This window comes from Streptomyces kunmingensis (assembly GCF_039533535.1).
Lineage (GTDB): Bacteria > Actinomycetota > Actinomycetes > Streptomycetales > Streptomycetaceae > Streptomyces > Streptomyces kunmingensis.
Window position 1 is genome coordinate 93,037 of the sequence record NZ_BAAATS010000057.1, and the last position, 14,243, is coordinate 107,279.

The window sequence follows — 14,243 nt, forward strand, 5'->3', positions numbered from 1 at the left end:
CGCGTGCGCCCCCTCGGCCGGCTGCGGCGAAGCCGCATGCCTCAGGGCGCGGGGAACTGCGCGACCAGCCACGACGGCGCCGCACCCGCCGAACCGCCCGCAACCGCCCGCGCACCCGCACCCGCACCCGCCGAACCGCCCGCAACCGCCCGCGCACCCGCACCCGCACCCGCCGAACCGCCCGCAACCGCCCGCGCACCCGCACCCGCACCCGCACCCGCCGATCCGCCCGCAACCGCCGCGGCGCCCGGGGCCCGCCTAAGAACCCCGGGACACCCGCGCCCGCTCCGCCGCGGCAGCACCCTGCGTCCAGCCCGCCTCGTCCGTGACCCCCCTCATCCGGGTCGTCACCGTCTCCGGGAACATCTCCTCCGCACGGCCGGTGACAGCGACGTCCCGAGCCGCAAGGACGGGCAGCAACTCCCCCTTGTCCTCCACCACTTGCCCGGCGACCGACGCGAGCCGGTCGCCGATCCGGTGCGCGTACGCGGCCAGGAACGACTGCCGGAACGTCTTCGTCCGCTTACGGCCTGCGGCCCGCTGCTCCGCCTCGGCCCGCGTCATGGCGGCGGAGGCCTGCACCAGCAGCGACGTATAGAGCACCTCGACCGCCTCCAGGTCCGGCTCGAAGCCGACGACCGTGGAGAAACCGAACGCGCTGTTCCACACGGCGCGGCAGCGGTTCGCACCGGCCACCGCGTCGAGCAGCACCGCCTTCGCCGTCTCGTACGGGGCGTCGACGCCGATCCGGCACGCGCCGGGCGCGTCCTTCGCCTGCGTACGGGACGCGAGCAGCGCCTCGTCGACCGAGTGCCGGGCCATCAGCTCCTGTGCCTTGGCCGACAGCGCCTCGGCCTCCGGCGGGTACCCGGTCGCCTCCGCCTTCGCGAGCAGCGCGCGGATCCGGGCCAGAGCGCGCGGCTCGCCCGCGACGGGCACGGTGACGGACTCCCCCGGCACCGGCCCGACGGCCTCGATCGCGGGCAGCCGCAGCAGCAGCCGGTACAGCTCGAGCGTCGTCGTGGCGGCCGAGAAGCGGTCCTGGCGGGGTTCGTCGGCCGGCAGGGCGGCGAGCTGTTCGGGCCAGCGCGGCGGCAGCGTCCCGTACCGGCCGGTCTCCGCGCGGATCAGCCGGGCGGCGAGCCCCGCGTGCTCCGTGGACAGTTCCCGTACGACCATCCGGACCACGTCGGCCGGCTGCCAGCCGCGCTCCCAGGCCCGGCGTACGAACTCCCGCCCGCGCGAAGCGAGTTCGGGGTCGGCGGACGGGTCGGCGGCGAGCAGGGACGCGGCGGTGTCCAGGTCGCTGTCGGCGGTGAACAGCGCGGCGGCGAAGGCGCGCTCGACGGTGGAGTCGGCGCTCATGCCGGTCCGACGATTGGTCCGACGACCGGTCCGACGATTGGTCCGACGACCGGTTCGACGACCGCATCGGGGGCCGTGACCCCGGTGTGCCCCACTGACATCGACGTGCCTCCTCATGCGCCTGCGCCCACCGCCCGACGATGGTCTCAGCACCGCCGACGCCGCGCGCGAGGGGGCCCGGGGGCACAGCTAAGGCCGTGGCTTACATGGAGGCGATCAGCTCGGCGGTCCTGGCCACCAGTTCGTCGTCGGGCGTCGCGTCCTCGGCGGGCTTCGTGGTGAGTACGGACAGGACGACGGGGGCGCCGGAGGGGGTCCAGGCGATGCCGACGTCGTTCGCCGTGCCGTACGAACCCGTGCCGGTCTTGTCGGCGAGGACCCAGCCCCGGGGCAGTCCGGCGCGGAACCGCTTGGTGCTGGTGGTGTTGGCGAGCAGCCACCCCGCGAGGCGGGCCCGGTCGCCGGGGTCCAGGACCTTGCCGAGGACGAGCCGGGCGTACGTCGTCCCGATGGCGCGCGGGCTGGTGGTGTCCGTGACCCGCCCCGGCTCGGCCGAGTTCAGCTCGGGCTCGACGCGGTCGAGCCGGGTCACGCGGTCCCCGGCCGAGCGGGCGAAGCGGGTGACGGCGGTGGGGCCGCCGAGGTGCCCCAGGAGGAGGTTGGCGGCGGTGTTGTCGCTGTAGGAGATGGCGGCGCCGCACAGCCCGGCGACGGTCATGCCGTGCGCGAGGTTCTCGGCGCGGCCGGTGACGGGGGCGCCCCCGGCCCGGTCGATGTCGGCCTGCGTGTAGTGGATACGCCGGGCCAGGAACGTACCGTCGTGGTCGAGATCGCGCAGCACCGCGGCGACGGCGAGGGTCTTGAACGTGGAGCAGAGCGGGAAGCGCTCGTCGGCGCGGTGGGTGAGCACGGCTCCGGTGCGCAGGTTCCGCGCGAAGACGCCCAGGCGGGCGCCGTGCTCGCGCTCCAGGGCGGCCAGGCGGCGACCGAGGCCGCCGTCGGCGGCGTGAGCGGTGTCGGTTCCGCTTCCGGATCCGGTTACCGCGTGAGCGGTGCCGGTTCCGATGAGGGCGGTCGCGCCCAGGGCGGTGCCGGTGGTCAGCAGGGTGCGGCGGCTGATGCGCAAGACGATCCGTCCTCTTTCGATGCGGTACCTGTACTGCTGGCTGTGACTGATGACTGCTGGCTTCCGGCTGCTGGCTGCCGGCTGCTGTTGATCTCTGTCCCGCCGAGTGAAACAGCGTCGGTGCCGCGCCGGGAAGGGGCACCCCGACGTGGCTGAAATGTTGGCCGCAAGGAAATGTCAGTGGCGGGTGTGACACTCGGCCATGTGAACGATCGCTGGGCACTGGCCCCCACCGAGCACGGCGGTGCCGACGTCGTGCCGCTGGGCCCGGACGGGCTGCCCGCCGGCCCGGTCACCAGGGAGCCCGACCTGGTGCGGGCCGTGCGGAGCCGCCCCGATGTGGCCCGGTGGGTGTGGCGGGACACGCACGCGGTGTACCCGCGGCTGCTCGCCGCCGGGGTCGCGGTCGAGCGCTGCTTCGACATCGAGGCGGCCGAGAATCTGCTCCTCGCCCACGAGGGCAGACACGGTGAACCCCGGTCGGCCGCCGCGGCCCTGGCCAGGCTCCGCTCCACGCCCGTACCGCCGGATCCGCCGCCCCGCGTCGCCGAGCCCGGTTCCCAGTCGTCCCTGTTCGAGCCGCGCCCGCCCGTGGACGTACCGCTGGGCGATCTCGTCGAGGTCTACGCGGACCAGCAGCGCAGACATGCCGCGACGGGCCTGCCGGACCGGATGCGGCTGCTCACCGCGTCGGAGTCCGCGGGCATGCTGGTGGCCGCCGAGATGCACGCGGCCGGGCTGCCGTGGCGGGCCGACGTGCACCGGGACCTGCTGCACGAACTGCTCGGCGAGCGGTACGCGGGCGGTGGCGAGCCGCGCCGTCTGGCGGAGCTGGCGGACGAGGTGTCGGCGGCGTTCGGCCGGCGCGTGCGGCCCGAGCTGCCCGCGGACGTGGTGAAGGCGTTCGGCGGGGCCGGTATCACCGTCAAGTCGACCCGGCGCTGGGAGATCAGCTCCCTCGACCACCCGGCCGTGAAGCCGCTGCTCGAATACAAGAAGCTGTACCGGATCTACACGGCGCACGGCTGGTCGTGGCTCCAGGACTGGGTGCGGGACGGCCGGTTCAGACCCGAGTACCTGCCGGGCGGCACGGTCTCGGGCCGCTGGACGACGAACGGCGGCGGGGCGCTGCAGATCCCGAAGGTCATCCGCCGCGCGGTCGTCGCCGACCCGGGCTGGCGGCTCGTCGTCGCCGACGCCGCGCAGATGGAGCCGCGGGTGCTCGCCGCGATCTCCCGCGACCCGGCGTTCATGGAGGTAGCGGGGCAGAGCACGGACCTGTACCAGTCGGTCTCGGACCGCGCGTTCTCCGGCGACCGCGGCCAGGCCAAGCTCGCCGTGCTCGGCGCCATGTACGGCCAGACGTCCGGCGACGGCCTGAAGAACCTCGCCCTGCTGCGCCGCCGCTTCCCGAAGGCGGTCGCGTACGTCGACGAGGCCGCCCGGGCCGGCGAGGAGGGCCGGCTCGTACGGACCTGGCTGGGCCGCACCTGCCCGCCGGCGGTGGGCGCGGCCGAGGCGGAGGAGGCGGGCCTGCCGCAGGACGCACCGGGCGGGACGGGCACCGGCAGCGGCCCGGCCCAGGGGTACGGGTACGGATACGCGTCGTCGGACTCGCGCGCCCGGGGCCGGTTCACCCGTAACTTCGTGGTGCAGGGCAGCGCCGCCGACTGGGCCCTGCTGTTGCTGGCAGCGCTGCGGCAGACCCTCGCCGGGATGGCGGCCGAGCTGGTCTTCTTCCAGCACGACGAGGTGATCGTGCACTGCCCCGAGGACGAGGCGCCCCGGGTCGGCGAAGCGATCCGGGAGGCCTCGGAGCTGGCGGGGCGCCTGACGTTCGGCGAGACGCCGGTGCGGTTCCCGTTCACGGTGGCGGTGGTGGAGTGCTACGCCGACGCCAAGTAGGGACCTATGAGCTGCGGCCCACCAGTGACGGTCACTTCTTCGCCAGCCACTTCTCCGACAGGGCGATCTTCTTCAACTCGGCCATGGTCAGCGCCGGTTCGCCGCGGGTCGCGTCGGCCCTCTGCGATCCGGAGTTGACCGCGGACACCACGACCCGGAACCCGTCAGGACGCATCGTGTCGGCCGTCCACATCACGATGCCGGCGCCGCCCTTGTCGTCACCGGACCCCTTCTTCGTCGACACCAGCGTGCCGTCCGGCATCGTCTCGGCACCGGAGCCGAACAGGTCGTCCCGCACGTCGTTCATGCCGGGCTGCACATTGATCTGCACGAAGGACGCGCCCTTGCCGTCGTCGACGACCACGTACGCGTATCCGCCGTCCTCCCCGCCCTCACCGGTGACCCGCACCCGCGACGGCAGCAGCGACTTGAGCTTCTTCAGGGCCGAGGTCCTGTCGGTGCCCTGCGCGGGCGGCTGCGGAGTCACCTCCGGCGCGGCCTCGCCGATCGCCCGCATCACGGGCCGCCACTTCGCCGAGGTGACGAGCGCCTTCAACTGCCCTGTGCTGAGCGGAGGTTCGGGCCGGGAGACGGGCTTCCCCTTCTCCTCCTCGGAGTTCCACTCACTGGCGTCGACCGTGTAGCCCTCGCGCGTCATGAGGAAGGCGTGCCACCGCTTGGTGTCGACCCGCTTGTCCGGATACTCGTAGCCGCGGAGCAGCAGCAGCCGGGAGCCGTCGGACAGGGTCTCGCTCGTGCACGAGTCGTACGGCACGAACACCTTGTCGGGGCAGGTGAGCTGCTCCTCGGCCGTGGCCCCGCCCGGGTCGACCGCGCCGACGCTGACGCCGATGGCGCTCTTGCCGTGCCCGTCGTCGTGCACGAGGCGGGCGGACGGCATATCGGCGGTTCCCCGTCCCTCCCGCGCGCTCACCTTTCCCTCAGGAAGCAGCCCTTCGAGGATGCCGAGGACCTCGTCCCCGCTCAGCTGCGTCCCGTCGCCCCGCGTGCCCTTGGTCTTCCCCTGCTCCGGCGCGGCCGTCGCCGCGCCGCTCGGCCGCGCCGCTACACCGCCCCGCGCGTCGGCGGTCGCGGTGTCGAAGGCCCCGGCGGCGTACGACGAGCCGAGCCCGACGACGGCCAGCGCCGCCACACTTCCGGTCACCGCACCGGCCCGCCTGCGCCGCAGCCGGCGGCGGCCGCCCTGCACACCGCTGTCGACCAGCGTCCGCCCATCGGCGGTGAATCCCTCCCCGGTGCGCCGCAGCGCCACCGAGAGGTCGTCCTCGAAACCGTCCCTGCCGTCGTCCGCTCCGGACATCCCGACCACTCCCTTCGGCCTGTACGTATGGTCAGTAGGTTCGTCATCGGGCCCGTCGTAAGACGCGCCATCAGGCCCGTCTTACGACACGTCATCAGGCCCGTCGTAAGACACGTCATCAGGCCCGTCATCAGGCCCGTCACATCGAGGCGAACTCGGTGACGCTGCCGCCGAGTTGCGCGCGCAGCTTGGCCAGGGCCCGGGTGCTGCGGGTGCGCACGGCGGCCGAGCTGAGGTGCAGCGCGTCCGCGGTCTCCTCGATGGACCGGTCCTCCCAGTAGCGCAGGACGATCACGGCCCGGTCCCTGGGCGGCAGTTGGCGCAGCGCGTCGAGCAGCGTCAGCCGCAGGGACGGATCGCCGGCCCCGGCCGCCACCGCCTCCGGGAGGTCGTCCGAGGGGCGTTCGCCCGCCGAGCGGCGGCGCTGATGCGCCAGGAACGTCCGGACGAGCACGGTCTGCGCGTACGCCGCCGGGTTGCCGAGCCGCACCGCGGAGCGCCCCCAGACGACGTACATCCGGCCCAGCGTCTCCTGCACCAGATCCTCGGCGAGGTGTGTGTCGCCGCTGGTCAGCAGGCAACCGGACCGGAACAGCTGGCCCGTGCGGGCCTCGGCGAACTCGCGGAACGCCCGCTCAAGCGACCGTCTCATGCCCGGCGCCTCCCCCTTCGTCTCACCTACACCTGATAGATGCGGTGACCCCGGGGAAATGTTTCACGGGCCCGCACGGAATCTCGCCGGGCACGGGAACGGCCCCGCTCCTGTGTCAGGGAGCGGGGCCGTTCACGGCTCACATCGACGTCAGTGGTCGTTGAGGAACTTGTAGTCCTTGCACTCACCGGCGCCGGTACGGCAGAACTTGAACCCGATGTAGGTGTTCTCCGGCAGGTTGTACTTGCCGCCCAGCGAGGCCTTCTTGCTCGCGGTACGGCCCTCGCCCCCGACGCTGAACGAGTAGCGCGGGTTGCCCTCCGGGCTGCCGATGTACACGTTCATCGTGACAGCGACACCGTCGGCGTCGTTGTCCTTGATCGTGACGACGTCACCGTTCTCGTTGAAGAAACCGGTGCCGCTCCAGTCGTAACCCGGCACATCGCCCCAGGCGTCCCCCGTGTGCATGGTGTGGTCCGCGGCCATCGCGGAGTTGCTCACTCCCACGACGAGCACAGCACTCGCGGCGGCCACACCTGCCATACGTCCTAGTCGCAAATCTCTTCCCCTGTACGAACTTCGGCTCCGCAATTGCGGAACCAGCGTGATCGTAGGGTTCCGGATTCACGAAACGCAAGCCTTTTCGATCTTCTGCGAACCCGTCAGGAGACGCGGCGGAGGCGGTGTTCGACCGGACCTCACCACGCCCCACCACACCTCTCCGCTCCCCCGTACAACCCTCACCTGACGTTGCCGGTCTGACTCGGCGACTTGATCACGACGAGTCGCCGGACCTCTCAAGGAGCAGCAGCGTGCATCGACGTCTTTCCCGCAACGTTTTGCGGGCGGTCACCACCGCCGCGGCGGCGGGGCTACTGGCGCTCGCCGCGCCGGCCCCCGGTCAGGCCGCCGACGCCGCTCCCGCGCTGGAACTCACCAACGACCTGGACGGCGAATCCCTCGTGGTGGAGCCGTACGGAGACGAGTTGCTCGGGAAAGCCACCGTGCAGGCGAGCAACACCGGCTCCCAGGAGCTGAAGGACTTCACGGTGACGGTCGACGCCACGGCGCTCAGGAACCAGATGGAGGTGACGATGGCGGGGCCGGATCAGCTCGCCTGCGTCGAGAAGCAGCCGTTGCTCTTCACCTGTGACGGCAAAAAACTGAACGGCGGCAAACCCCTCGAAGCGAGCGGCGACATGTCCGCCCCCACGGTGTACTTCAGGGCGCTGGCGACGGCGCGGCCCGGCTTCACCGGCGAGGTCCGGGCCTTCGCCGAGGCGGGCGGCGCACAGCTCGGGGAGACGACGTTCAAGACCGCGGTGAAGGACATCGGTCTGGTCGTGGACCGTGGGGGTCGTGGGAGTCCCCCCGTCGAGACGAAGCCCGGCGCAACCTTGCGTCCCCCGGTCGGCTTCACGCACTACAGCCAGCGTCCTCTGAAGGGCGTGTACATCGGCATGACCTTGTCTCAAGGGCTGTCGTACACCGAGGAGTTCAGCAACTGCGAGTACGGCGTCTGGAGCGACTACGGTCCGGGCGCACGTTGCTACATCGAGACCCCCATCGAGCCCGGACACGCCTACGACCTCGATCAGTCCCCGCTGAAGGTCGGCGCCACCGCGCTGCACGAATCGTGGGACCTGGACGTGTACGAGACCGCAAAGGGCACCGAGTACCTGAACCTCACCGACGTCCACCGCGGCACCGGCCGCGAGCTGAAGCTGGTCCCGCGCGCCGCCGGCCCCGGCAAGCTCGTCGACGGGGGCGCGGGCGGCCGGTTCACCGTGGCGAACGACATGGACTACGCAGCGGTGGGAGCCACCGTCGACGGCAAGGCCGGACAGGTGGTCAAGGCAGAGCTGGGCATCCGCAACAACGGACCGGCCACCATCCAGAACTGGATGGGCAGTGAGCCCGGCGAGGCCGGGACCTCCTGGATCTCGGTGAAGATTCCGGCCGGTACGACGGCGGTGAAGGTCCCGAGCGCGTGCGCGACGCCGGAAGGACCCCACGGGGTGCCCGGCGCCAAGAGCTACGGCTGCATACAGGGCCTCGACGACTACTACTTCGACGCAGGGCAGCTCACGCCTTTCGTCTTCGAACTGCGCATCGACGACCCCGCCGCACTCGCCCCCGGCTCGATCACGGTGTCCCGCCCCTTGGAGGACGACAACACCAAGAACAACACCGCGCCGATCACGGTGACCGTCGACGGCAAGACGGGCGGGGGCTCCGGCTCACCCTCGGGCAACCCGGGCTCCGGCTCCGCTTCGGGCGGCGCGGCCGGCTCCACGACGACCGGCTCCGGCACCTCGGCCCCGACCGCCGGCTCCCCGCAGGGCTCCATCGCCGAGACCGGCGCGGGCGCCCTGCCCTGGTACGCGGCCGCCGCGGCGGTGACCCTGGCCGCGGGCGTCGCTCTGTTCACCATCGTCCACCGACGCAAGCGCCACGCCGAAACGATCTGACACACCCTGAACGCAGCCGGGGTGCCCCTCAACGACCGAGGGACACCCCGCCGTCGTCCAGACCGCGATGGAGCCGTTACAGCAGCCGCCACACGGCCGCACGATTCTCAACGATCTGGGCGTCGACATGCCCACGAGCAGGGACATCCTCCGGCACACCCGGATCGGCCAGCCCCGCCGCTACGTAAAAGGCAGATCACACCTGCCGCGGCCCGCGCACGACGTCGGCGCCGGGTCCGCCAAAGGCAAAAGCCCCAGATCACGGCGAGTGAGTTCTGGGGCTTCTACAGAGCCGCCTTCGGGATTCGAACCCGAGACCTACGCATTACGAGGTCTATGAGCGTCTCGCGACGACCTGCGCAAAGCACCTCACAGGCCGGTGACCTGCGGATTTGGCTTCCCGCCACATCCCAAGCAATCCCGGCTAATCCCGTTCTCATGTGTACGGAATGTGTACGAGGACGGAGCAGCCCCGGGCGGTGTTACGAGCACCGACCGCGGGGCCTAGAGCCGGACCCTTCGCAACAAGGAGTCCGACCATGCACGACAAGGTACAGCTCAGCACGCATGCCAGAGCAGAGGACGTTGAGCAGGAGGCCATCCGCCGCTCTGTCGCAGCTCAGTTTCCGATCGTAGACGCGTTCCTCTCGTCCGCTGGCGCGCGCCCTATGGCGCCTCAGGTGAGCCAGGCCGACGAGGCGCTCAGCCGAGTCCGCGCTGAGAACCGCACCCACCGCATCCGAGTACTGGACGCCCCGGGCGCGACGCTCACCGTGACGTGCCCTGCGTGGTGCGAGTCCGACCACGAGGACGAAGTCGAGCGCGGGACGTTCCTCGAGGACTTCACGCACTGCGGCGCCTTCCGTTCGGCGGAATTCGACGATGGCACGAACACGAGCGTTGAAATCATGGGCAGCGCGATCATGCAGAGACCGTTCGCGCGCAACGAGCACGTCCCCGTCGCATCGGTCCAGGTTGTGGTCGGCGGCACCGGCGACTTCGAGTGCGACCCCGCTCAGTTGGCCACACTCGCGCACGCCCTTGATGAGCACGCCGACCAACTGCGCAGCCTGGCCCGGAATCTGGCCGTGATTCGCGGCGGTGCGCGATGAGTGTGCGCTCCGTCGAGGTTCGCCGCGTGATCGTCGCGCACCTCACCGACCGCCACATGCCCGCGGCCGAGATTGCCGCTGAGCTTGGCGTATCCCGCGAAACCGTCCGCAGGGATCTCCTCAACCGGCCCGACCAGGCCGAGGCCGAGACACCCGCGCCTGAGGCGCCCGCTGTGGCGTACGGCCCGGAAGGACTCACGCTGCCCGCGAGCCAGGCCCTCGGCCAAGACCTGCGCCTCATCGCTGTCGCGCACAAGCGGCCGGCCGAAGCGGTCGCCGAGGAGCTGCTCCACTGGCACGCCGAGCGGATCCGCGCGAACTGGCAACGGCAGCCCGCCGCGTCGTGATCCTCGCCGCGTTCTTCGTGCTCGCCGCGCTCCTCGGTCTGCTCGGCCTGGTCGTGGTCGACATCCGCACCGTGCCGCCCGTCACCGGCACCTGTGCCCTCATCCTCACCCTCGCCGCGTTCTACGCGGCCATCCTCCGATAGAGGACCCCGTGAACATCCCTGCACACAACCTCGTCAGCCTCGGCGGGGTCACCATCGGCCTGTGCCTGTTCGCCTGGCAGTTCACCCGCTGGTGGGCCGGACACAAGAAGAAGAACCTCAAGGCCCTTCGGCACCTCGCCCCGTTCCTGCTGTGCCTCGCCTACGGCATGCTGCTCATCCTCTGCGCCGGCGGTCTGCTCGGCCTTGCCGCGGACTACTCGCTGTGGGGAGCCTCGGCCATCGGGGACGCCGTTCTCGTCTACGGCGTCGGCGGAACCTCGCCCGCTGTCACCCGCACGTCGAACATCGCGCTCACCCCGGGCGGTCACTCCGTCGTCGTCATCGGAACCGTGGTCCTGCTCGCCGTCTGGACCCGCACCCGTGGGTGGCGCTGGGACCTGTTCTCCGGCGTCGCCGCCGGGGTGACGCTCGGACTTGCCTCCGGTATCGCCGGGGTCGCCGGGTACGTCCTGTCGCCCGTCGTGTCCACGCTGGGGGACGCCGTGGGGGGCCTGCTGTGAAGGGTCAACTCACGGCCGGATTCGGCCGGTTGTGCCTCGGCACGTCGTTCAGTCTCGAAGCGTTCGGCTACTGGCTGTCGGCCGAGTCGCACGCGCCCGACCGTCACACTCTGCGCACGGATGCGCCCTGGCTCGGACGTGTCGCGCTCCGCCTCACCATGACCGCCGGGGCCGCTGTCTTCTGGGGGCAACTCGCCTTCCGGGCCCCGTATGTGATCTACGCGGTGCCGTTCGTGTGGGTCGCCACCGCGTGGCAGATGTCCGATTGGTCCGCCACTCCCCCACCCCCTCCTGCGGGCGACATTGTTGCAGCTCATAGCGAGGAAGTGGACCGCGTCCAGAAGGGGCCGGGGGAGGGGTTGGTTGTCGTCTACACGAAAGAGAACCGGCGGACCGAAGTGAGGGCGAACAAGCGATGATCCGCAGCCTGTTGAAGATCCTCGGCGCCACGTACGATTTCTGCCCTAAGTGCGGCTGGTGGGTGCAGGGCTGCCCTCACCAACAGTGACCGTGTCGCCCATGAGAGAGGCCCCCACCATCGCGGTGGGGGCCTCTCTCATTGCGGCGCGAACACGCCGCGCACGGCCCGGCCTCGGCCGCCCGGGGGAAGCAGAACCAAGACCGGGCCGCGTTCGGAAGGGCGACCGCGTCCTTGCCAAGACGCGGCCGCCCCCTTCCGACCCGGTGACTGCCCGAGGCACCGAGCCGGGCGCGGCCGCTCGGCAGACGGCCGCATCCCACCGCCCCTCTGGGATCGGCGGCGGGAGCTTCTCAACCCGGCAGGGTCACCGCTGCCGGCGGGTGGGGGACGTCTGCGACCGCGGCGGACGCGCCGGGCAGACTGCGTGCAACTCGACTTCGTGGCCGGGCCCCGAGCCAGCGTGGACGTGGTCCCGCACGGCCGTCTGCTCGTCGGTGATCGGAGCCTGACACCGCCAGCACAGGCGGCGGCCGGCCGTCACAGCCGCACCTCGCGAAGCGTCGTGGCCAGAGCCCTCCGAGTCGGGCACTCCTGCCAGTTGAACCGGCAGCGACGGCACTTCATCGCATGCGCCAGCAGCGCTCGATAGGCCAAAACCCGCGCTGCCTCTGCTGCTGACTCCAGGCTCCTGCGGTCTGTACTCTCGGCCACGTCGACTCCAACCAGTCGGCCATACCCCGGGACCGTTCGCGCGGTCGCCGGGGCTTTACGTCACAGATCACGTTCCACCCGTTTCACATCGGGTCGCGACGACACTTGCGACGTCATACCGGCGTCATAGGGGGCGTCATTTCGGTGTCATTCCCCAGCGTGGACGCGTACCGTCGGCCGCATGGCGACACCGAACGGAACACTCCAAGCGGTCCGCAAAGGCCTGCTCATGTCACAGGACGAATTCGCCCGCGCCGTCCGTGACGCCGGGCAGGAACTCGGCCAGCCCAACGACGCCTCCAAGCGGCTCGTACAGCGCTGGGAATCCGGAGACACCGCCGCACCCCGCCCGCTGTACGCGCGCGCCCTGGAGCGCGTCACCGGGATGCCGATAGAGGCCCTCGGCTTCGGGGCGCCCTCGGTCGCGGTGTCCGAGGACGGGCAAGGCGGTCACGACCTGGACGACGCCACGTTCACCGTGCCCGCCGGCGCGACCACGCCGCAGGCCGCGGCGCCGCGCGGGAACTACTCCGGGGTGTGGCTGTCGACGTACGAGTACGTCTCCAGCGGCCGGAACAACGAGGTGTTCACCGGGAAGCACTACGTCGTGCTGTTGCAGCACGGCAACCGGCTCACCGGCCGGAGCCTGCCCAACGCGACCTTGAACCCGGGCAGTCCGCTGAACCTCGATCTTCAGATCGACGGGGCGACGGTGACGGGAACGTGGACGGAGCAGACGGCCGCTGACGGCTACTACCGGGGGGCCCGGTACTTCGGGGCGCTCCAGATGCTTGCGGACCCCACAGGGCGGCGGATGGCTGGCAAGTGGGTGGGGTTCGGCAAGGAGTTCGACGTGAACACGGGTCCGTGGGAACTCCGTCTTATGGAGGCCGGCACCTCCAAGGCGGTGCTCGATCGGTACAACCGTGCACCGGAATAACGGAGAGTGGCCGGGGCCGACCCTTTGAACCTGACGGCCCCCCGAGAGCCCTCCCCGGCGTTCGGGCTCCCCTGCTCCGAGGGGGTCACCCCCCACCCCCGAGAGGGCACGTCGTCACGCAACGTGCCCTCTCGTGGTGTCACAGGGTCGTGGTGTTCTGCTGCTGGCCGGGGAGCCGCGTATGGGCCTGCGCGTCGGAGTGCAGGACCTTGAAGATTTCGGCGTCCACGCGGGTGATGGGGCCACGGGCCATGTTGATCTGATCTCCGTATCCAGCGTTGCCCACGCACTCTCCACGGCTGTGCAGGCACTCCCAGAAGTACATGAGGCCGACCCCTTCGAGGTAGGCCCGTCGCGTCTCGGCCAGAGCGCCGATAGCTGCTGTGTACGCCTGCCTGCCCTGCTCGATGAGCTGGGCGGCCTGCTCCTTGCCCTGGGGGATGACGTCCTGGAGTGCGGCGGCGGCCTTGAGATAGGCGGGGCCGATGACTCGCTTGAGTGCGTCGGCGTCGGCCTCGGCATCGACGATGGCCTTCTTGGCAGCAGCGGTGTTCTCGTAGGTGAAAGTGGAGGCCGAGCCGCCGTTGAGCACGTGCTCGTCGAGGGCGGCCCGATCCTTGGCGGTGGCCTCGGACAGCTTGCGCGTGGCGAGGCTGCGCTGTTCTTCGGCTTCCTCACCTCGGACGCGAAGGTTGATGAAGTCGGTGACGGCCTGGATGGCAGGGGCGGGGATGTGCTCGTCCGCCGGGAAGCTGGCCCATTCGTGGTCGCCTCGGCGGAGGCGTGCGGGCATGTCAGTCATGGTCAGATCTCCTTGCGAGCGTGGCAGTTGGCGCAGATGTAGGCGACGGGGTCACCGGCCCGGACGCTGCGGAGTCCCTCGTCGTCAAGGCCGACGTCCGGGCCCTTGCAGTACGGCTTGTGGTCGACGGTGGCGTCGGGGTCGCGGCCCTCCTGGAGGTCGACGAGGTTGCCGGCGGTGTGAGCCGCGGCGATCTCCTCGGGGGTCATGTGCCGGATGTCGGCCGTGCCGTACTGCTGCACGGCGGGCGTACGGCGAAAGCGGGGGGCGGTGCCCATGTGACTCTCCTTGCTCATGCCGCGGCGAGGCGGCGGGTGACGGTGTCGGGCCGGATGGCCCAGATGAGTTCGCATGCCTGATCTGCGCAGCGTGCGAGAGCGAGACGTGTGCCGCTGATCTCGATGTG

15 protein-coding genes, 1 tRNA gene and 1 pseudogene are annotated in these 14,243 nt (G+C 70.9%); 9 read left to right on the forward strand and 8 right to left on the reverse strand.

Annotated features, from left to right (window positions below):
* Nucleotides 1–258: 258 nt before the first annotated feature.
* Both ABD366_RS40965 and bla read right to left on the reverse strand, forming a co-directional pair.
* Nucleotides 259–1,365: a DUF2786 domain-containing protein gene (locus ABD366_RS40965; protein WP_324775306.1), complete on the reverse strand. Its 1,107-nt coding sequence runs from the start codon at nt 1,363–1,365 to the stop codon at nt 259–261.
* Between the two features lie 202 nt (nt 1,366–1,567).
* Nucleotides 1,568–2,491 carry a class A beta-lactamase gene (bla, locus tag ABD366_RS40970; protein ID WP_324775307.1) on the reverse strand — a complete coding sequence of 308 codons (924 nt, stop codon included), beginning with the start codon at nt 2,489–2,491 and terminating at the stop codon, nt 1,568–1,570.
* Between the two features lie 204 nt (nt 2,492–2,695).
* Here bla and ABD366_RS40975 point away from each other — a divergent pair, with 204 nt between their 5' ends.
* Nucleotides 2,696–4,396: a bifunctional 3'-5' exonuclease/DNA polymerase gene (locus ABD366_RS40975; protein ID WP_324775309.1), complete on the forward strand. Its 1,701-nt coding sequence runs from the start codon at nt 2,696–2,698 to the stop codon at nt 4,394–4,396.
* A gap of 31 nt (nt 4,397–4,427) precedes the next feature.
* On the opposite strand, the gene ABD366_RS40980 is transcribed toward ABD366_RS40975, so the two are convergent.
* The 3 genes from ABD366_RS40980 to ABD366_RS40990 form a co-directional block, all read right to left on the reverse strand.
* Complete coding sequence (locus ABD366_RS40980) at nt 4,428–5,717, reverse strand: hypothetical protein (RefSeq protein WP_324775311.1); 1,290 nt, start codon at nt 5,715–5,717, stop codon at nt 4,428–4,430.
* A 139-nt stretch (nt 5,718–5,856) separates the two neighbouring features.
* Nucleotides 5,857–6,369, reverse strand: coding sequence for a SigE family RNA polymerase sigma factor (locus tag ABD366_RS40985; protein ID WP_324775313.1), 513 nt, complete (start codon nt 6,367–6,369; stop codon nt 5,857–5,859).
* A 150-nt stretch (nt 6,370–6,519) separates the two neighbouring features.
* A complete protein-coding gene (locus ABD366_RS40990) occupies nt 6,520–6,912 on the reverse strand; it encodes a hypothetical protein (RefSeq protein ID WP_324775315.1) in 393 nt (130 codons plus the stop codon).
* 269 nt (nt 6,913–7,181) lie between these two features.
* On the opposite strand from ABD366_RS40990, the gene ABD366_RS40995 reads away from it, so the two are divergent.
* Both ABD366_RS40995 and ABD366_RS43720 read left to right on the forward strand, forming a co-directional pair.
* Complete coding sequence (locus tag ABD366_RS40995) at nt 7,182–8,840, forward strand: hypothetical protein (RefSeq protein WP_324775317.1); 1,659 nt, start codon at nt 7,182–7,184, stop codon at nt 8,838–8,840.
* An 83-nt stretch (nt 8,841–8,923) separates the two neighbouring features.
* Nucleotides 8,924–9,057, forward strand: a pseudogene (locus ABD366_RS43720) (tyrosine-type recombinase/integrase); the annotation flags it as partial.
* Between the two features lie 73 nt (nt 9,058–9,130).
* Here the strand turns inward: ABD366_RS43720 and ABD366_RS41005 are convergent.
* Nucleotides 9,131–9,209, reverse strand: a tRNA-OTHER gene (locus tag ABD366_RS41005).
* Between the two features lie 170 nt (nt 9,210–9,379).
* Here ABD366_RS41005 and ABD366_RS41010 point away from each other — a divergent pair.
* The 6 genes from ABD366_RS41010 to ABD366_RS41035 all read left to right on the forward strand — a co-directional run bounded on the left by ABD366_RS41010 (nt 9,380) and on the right by ABD366_RS41035 (nt 13,035).
* Nucleotides 9,380–9,952 carry a DUF6907 domain-containing protein gene (locus ABD366_RS41010; RefSeq protein ID WP_324775319.1) on the forward strand — a complete coding sequence of 191 codons (573 nt, stop codon included), beginning with the start codon at nt 9,380–9,382 and terminating at the stop codon, nt 9,950–9,952.
* A gap of 26 nt (nt 9,953–9,978) precedes the next feature.
* On the forward strand, nt 9,979–10,299 hold the full coding sequence (locus tag ABD366_RS41015) for a DeoR family transcriptional regulator (protein WP_324775321.1): 321 nt from the start codon (nt 9,979–9,981) through the stop codon (nt 10,297–10,299).
* Entirely contained in the window at nt 10,296–10,442 is a 147-nt protein-coding gene (locus tag ABD366_RS41020) for a hypothetical protein (protein ID WP_324775323.1), read from the forward strand. Before ABD366_RS41015 ends, ABD366_RS41020 begins: the two co-directional genes overlap by 4 nt.
* A gap of 8 nt (nt 10,443–10,450) precedes the next feature.
* The gene (locus ABD366_RS41025) at nt 10,451–10,963 is read left to right on the forward strand and encodes a hypothetical protein (protein WP_324775325.1); all 513 of its coding nucleotides are present in this window, start codon (nt 10,451–10,453) and stop codon (nt 10,961–10,963) included.
* Nucleotides 10,960–11,382 carry a hypothetical protein gene (locus ABD366_RS41030; protein ID WP_324775327.1) on the forward strand — a complete coding sequence of 141 codons (423 nt, stop codon included), beginning with the start codon at nt 10,960–10,962 and terminating at the stop codon, nt 11,380–11,382. The genes ABD366_RS41025 and ABD366_RS41030 overlap by 4 nt, the downstream gene beginning before the upstream one ends.
* Nucleotides 11,383–12,276: 894 nt before the next feature.
* A complete protein-coding gene (locus ABD366_RS41035; RefSeq protein WP_324775329.1) occupies nt 12,277–13,035 on the forward strand; it encodes a helix-turn-helix domain-containing protein in 759 nt (252 codons plus the stop codon).
* A gap of 139 nt (nt 13,036–13,174) precedes the next feature.
* Here the strand turns inward: ABD366_RS41035 and ABD366_RS41040 are convergent, their stop codons facing one another.
* Nucleotides 13,175–13,837: a hypothetical protein gene (locus ABD366_RS41040; RefSeq protein ID WP_324775331.1), complete on the reverse strand. Its 663-nt coding sequence runs from the start codon at nt 13,835–13,837 to the stop codon at nt 13,175–13,177.
* Between the two features lie 2 nt (nt 13,838–13,839).
* A complete protein-coding gene (locus tag ABD366_RS41045) occupies nt 13,840–14,115 on the reverse strand; it encodes a hypothetical protein (protein ID WP_324775333.1) in 276 nt (91 codons plus the stop codon).
* Nucleotides 14,116–14,243: the final 128 nt, after the last annotated feature.

Coding starts and splice junctions, on each gene's coding strand:
- ABD366_RS40965 (WP_324775306.1), bottom strand. CDS start 1,365: ATGAGCGCCGACTCCACCGTCGAGCGCGCCTTCGCCGCCGCGCTGTTC.
- ABD366_RS40980 (WP_324775311.1), bottom strand. CDS start 5,717: ATGTCCGGAGCGGACGACGGCAGGGACGGTTTCGAGGACGACCTCTCG.
- ABD366_RS40985 (WP_324775313.1), bottom strand. CDS start 6,369: ATGAGACGGTCGCTTGAGCGGGCGTTCCGCGAGTTCGCCGAGGCCCGC.
- ABD366_RS40990 (WP_324775315.1), bottom strand. CDS start 6,912: ATGGCAGGTGTGGCCGCCGCGAGTGCTGTGCTCGTCGTGGGAGTGAGC.
- ABD366_RS41010 (WP_324775319.1), top strand. CDS start 9,380: ATGCACGACAAGGTACAGCTCAGCACGCATGCCAGAGCAGAGGACGTT.
- ABD366_RS41035 (WP_324775329.1), top strand. CDS start 12,277: ATGGCGACACCGAACGGAACACTCCAAGCGGTCCGCAAAGGCCTGCTC.
- ABD366_RS41040 (WP_324775331.1), bottom strand. CDS start 13,837: ATGACTGACATGCCCGCACGCCTCCGCCGAGGCGACCACGAATGGGCC.
- ABD366_RS41045 (WP_324775333.1), bottom strand. CDS start 14,115: ATGGGCACCGCCCCCCGCTTTCGCCGTACGCCCGCCGTGCAGCAGTAC.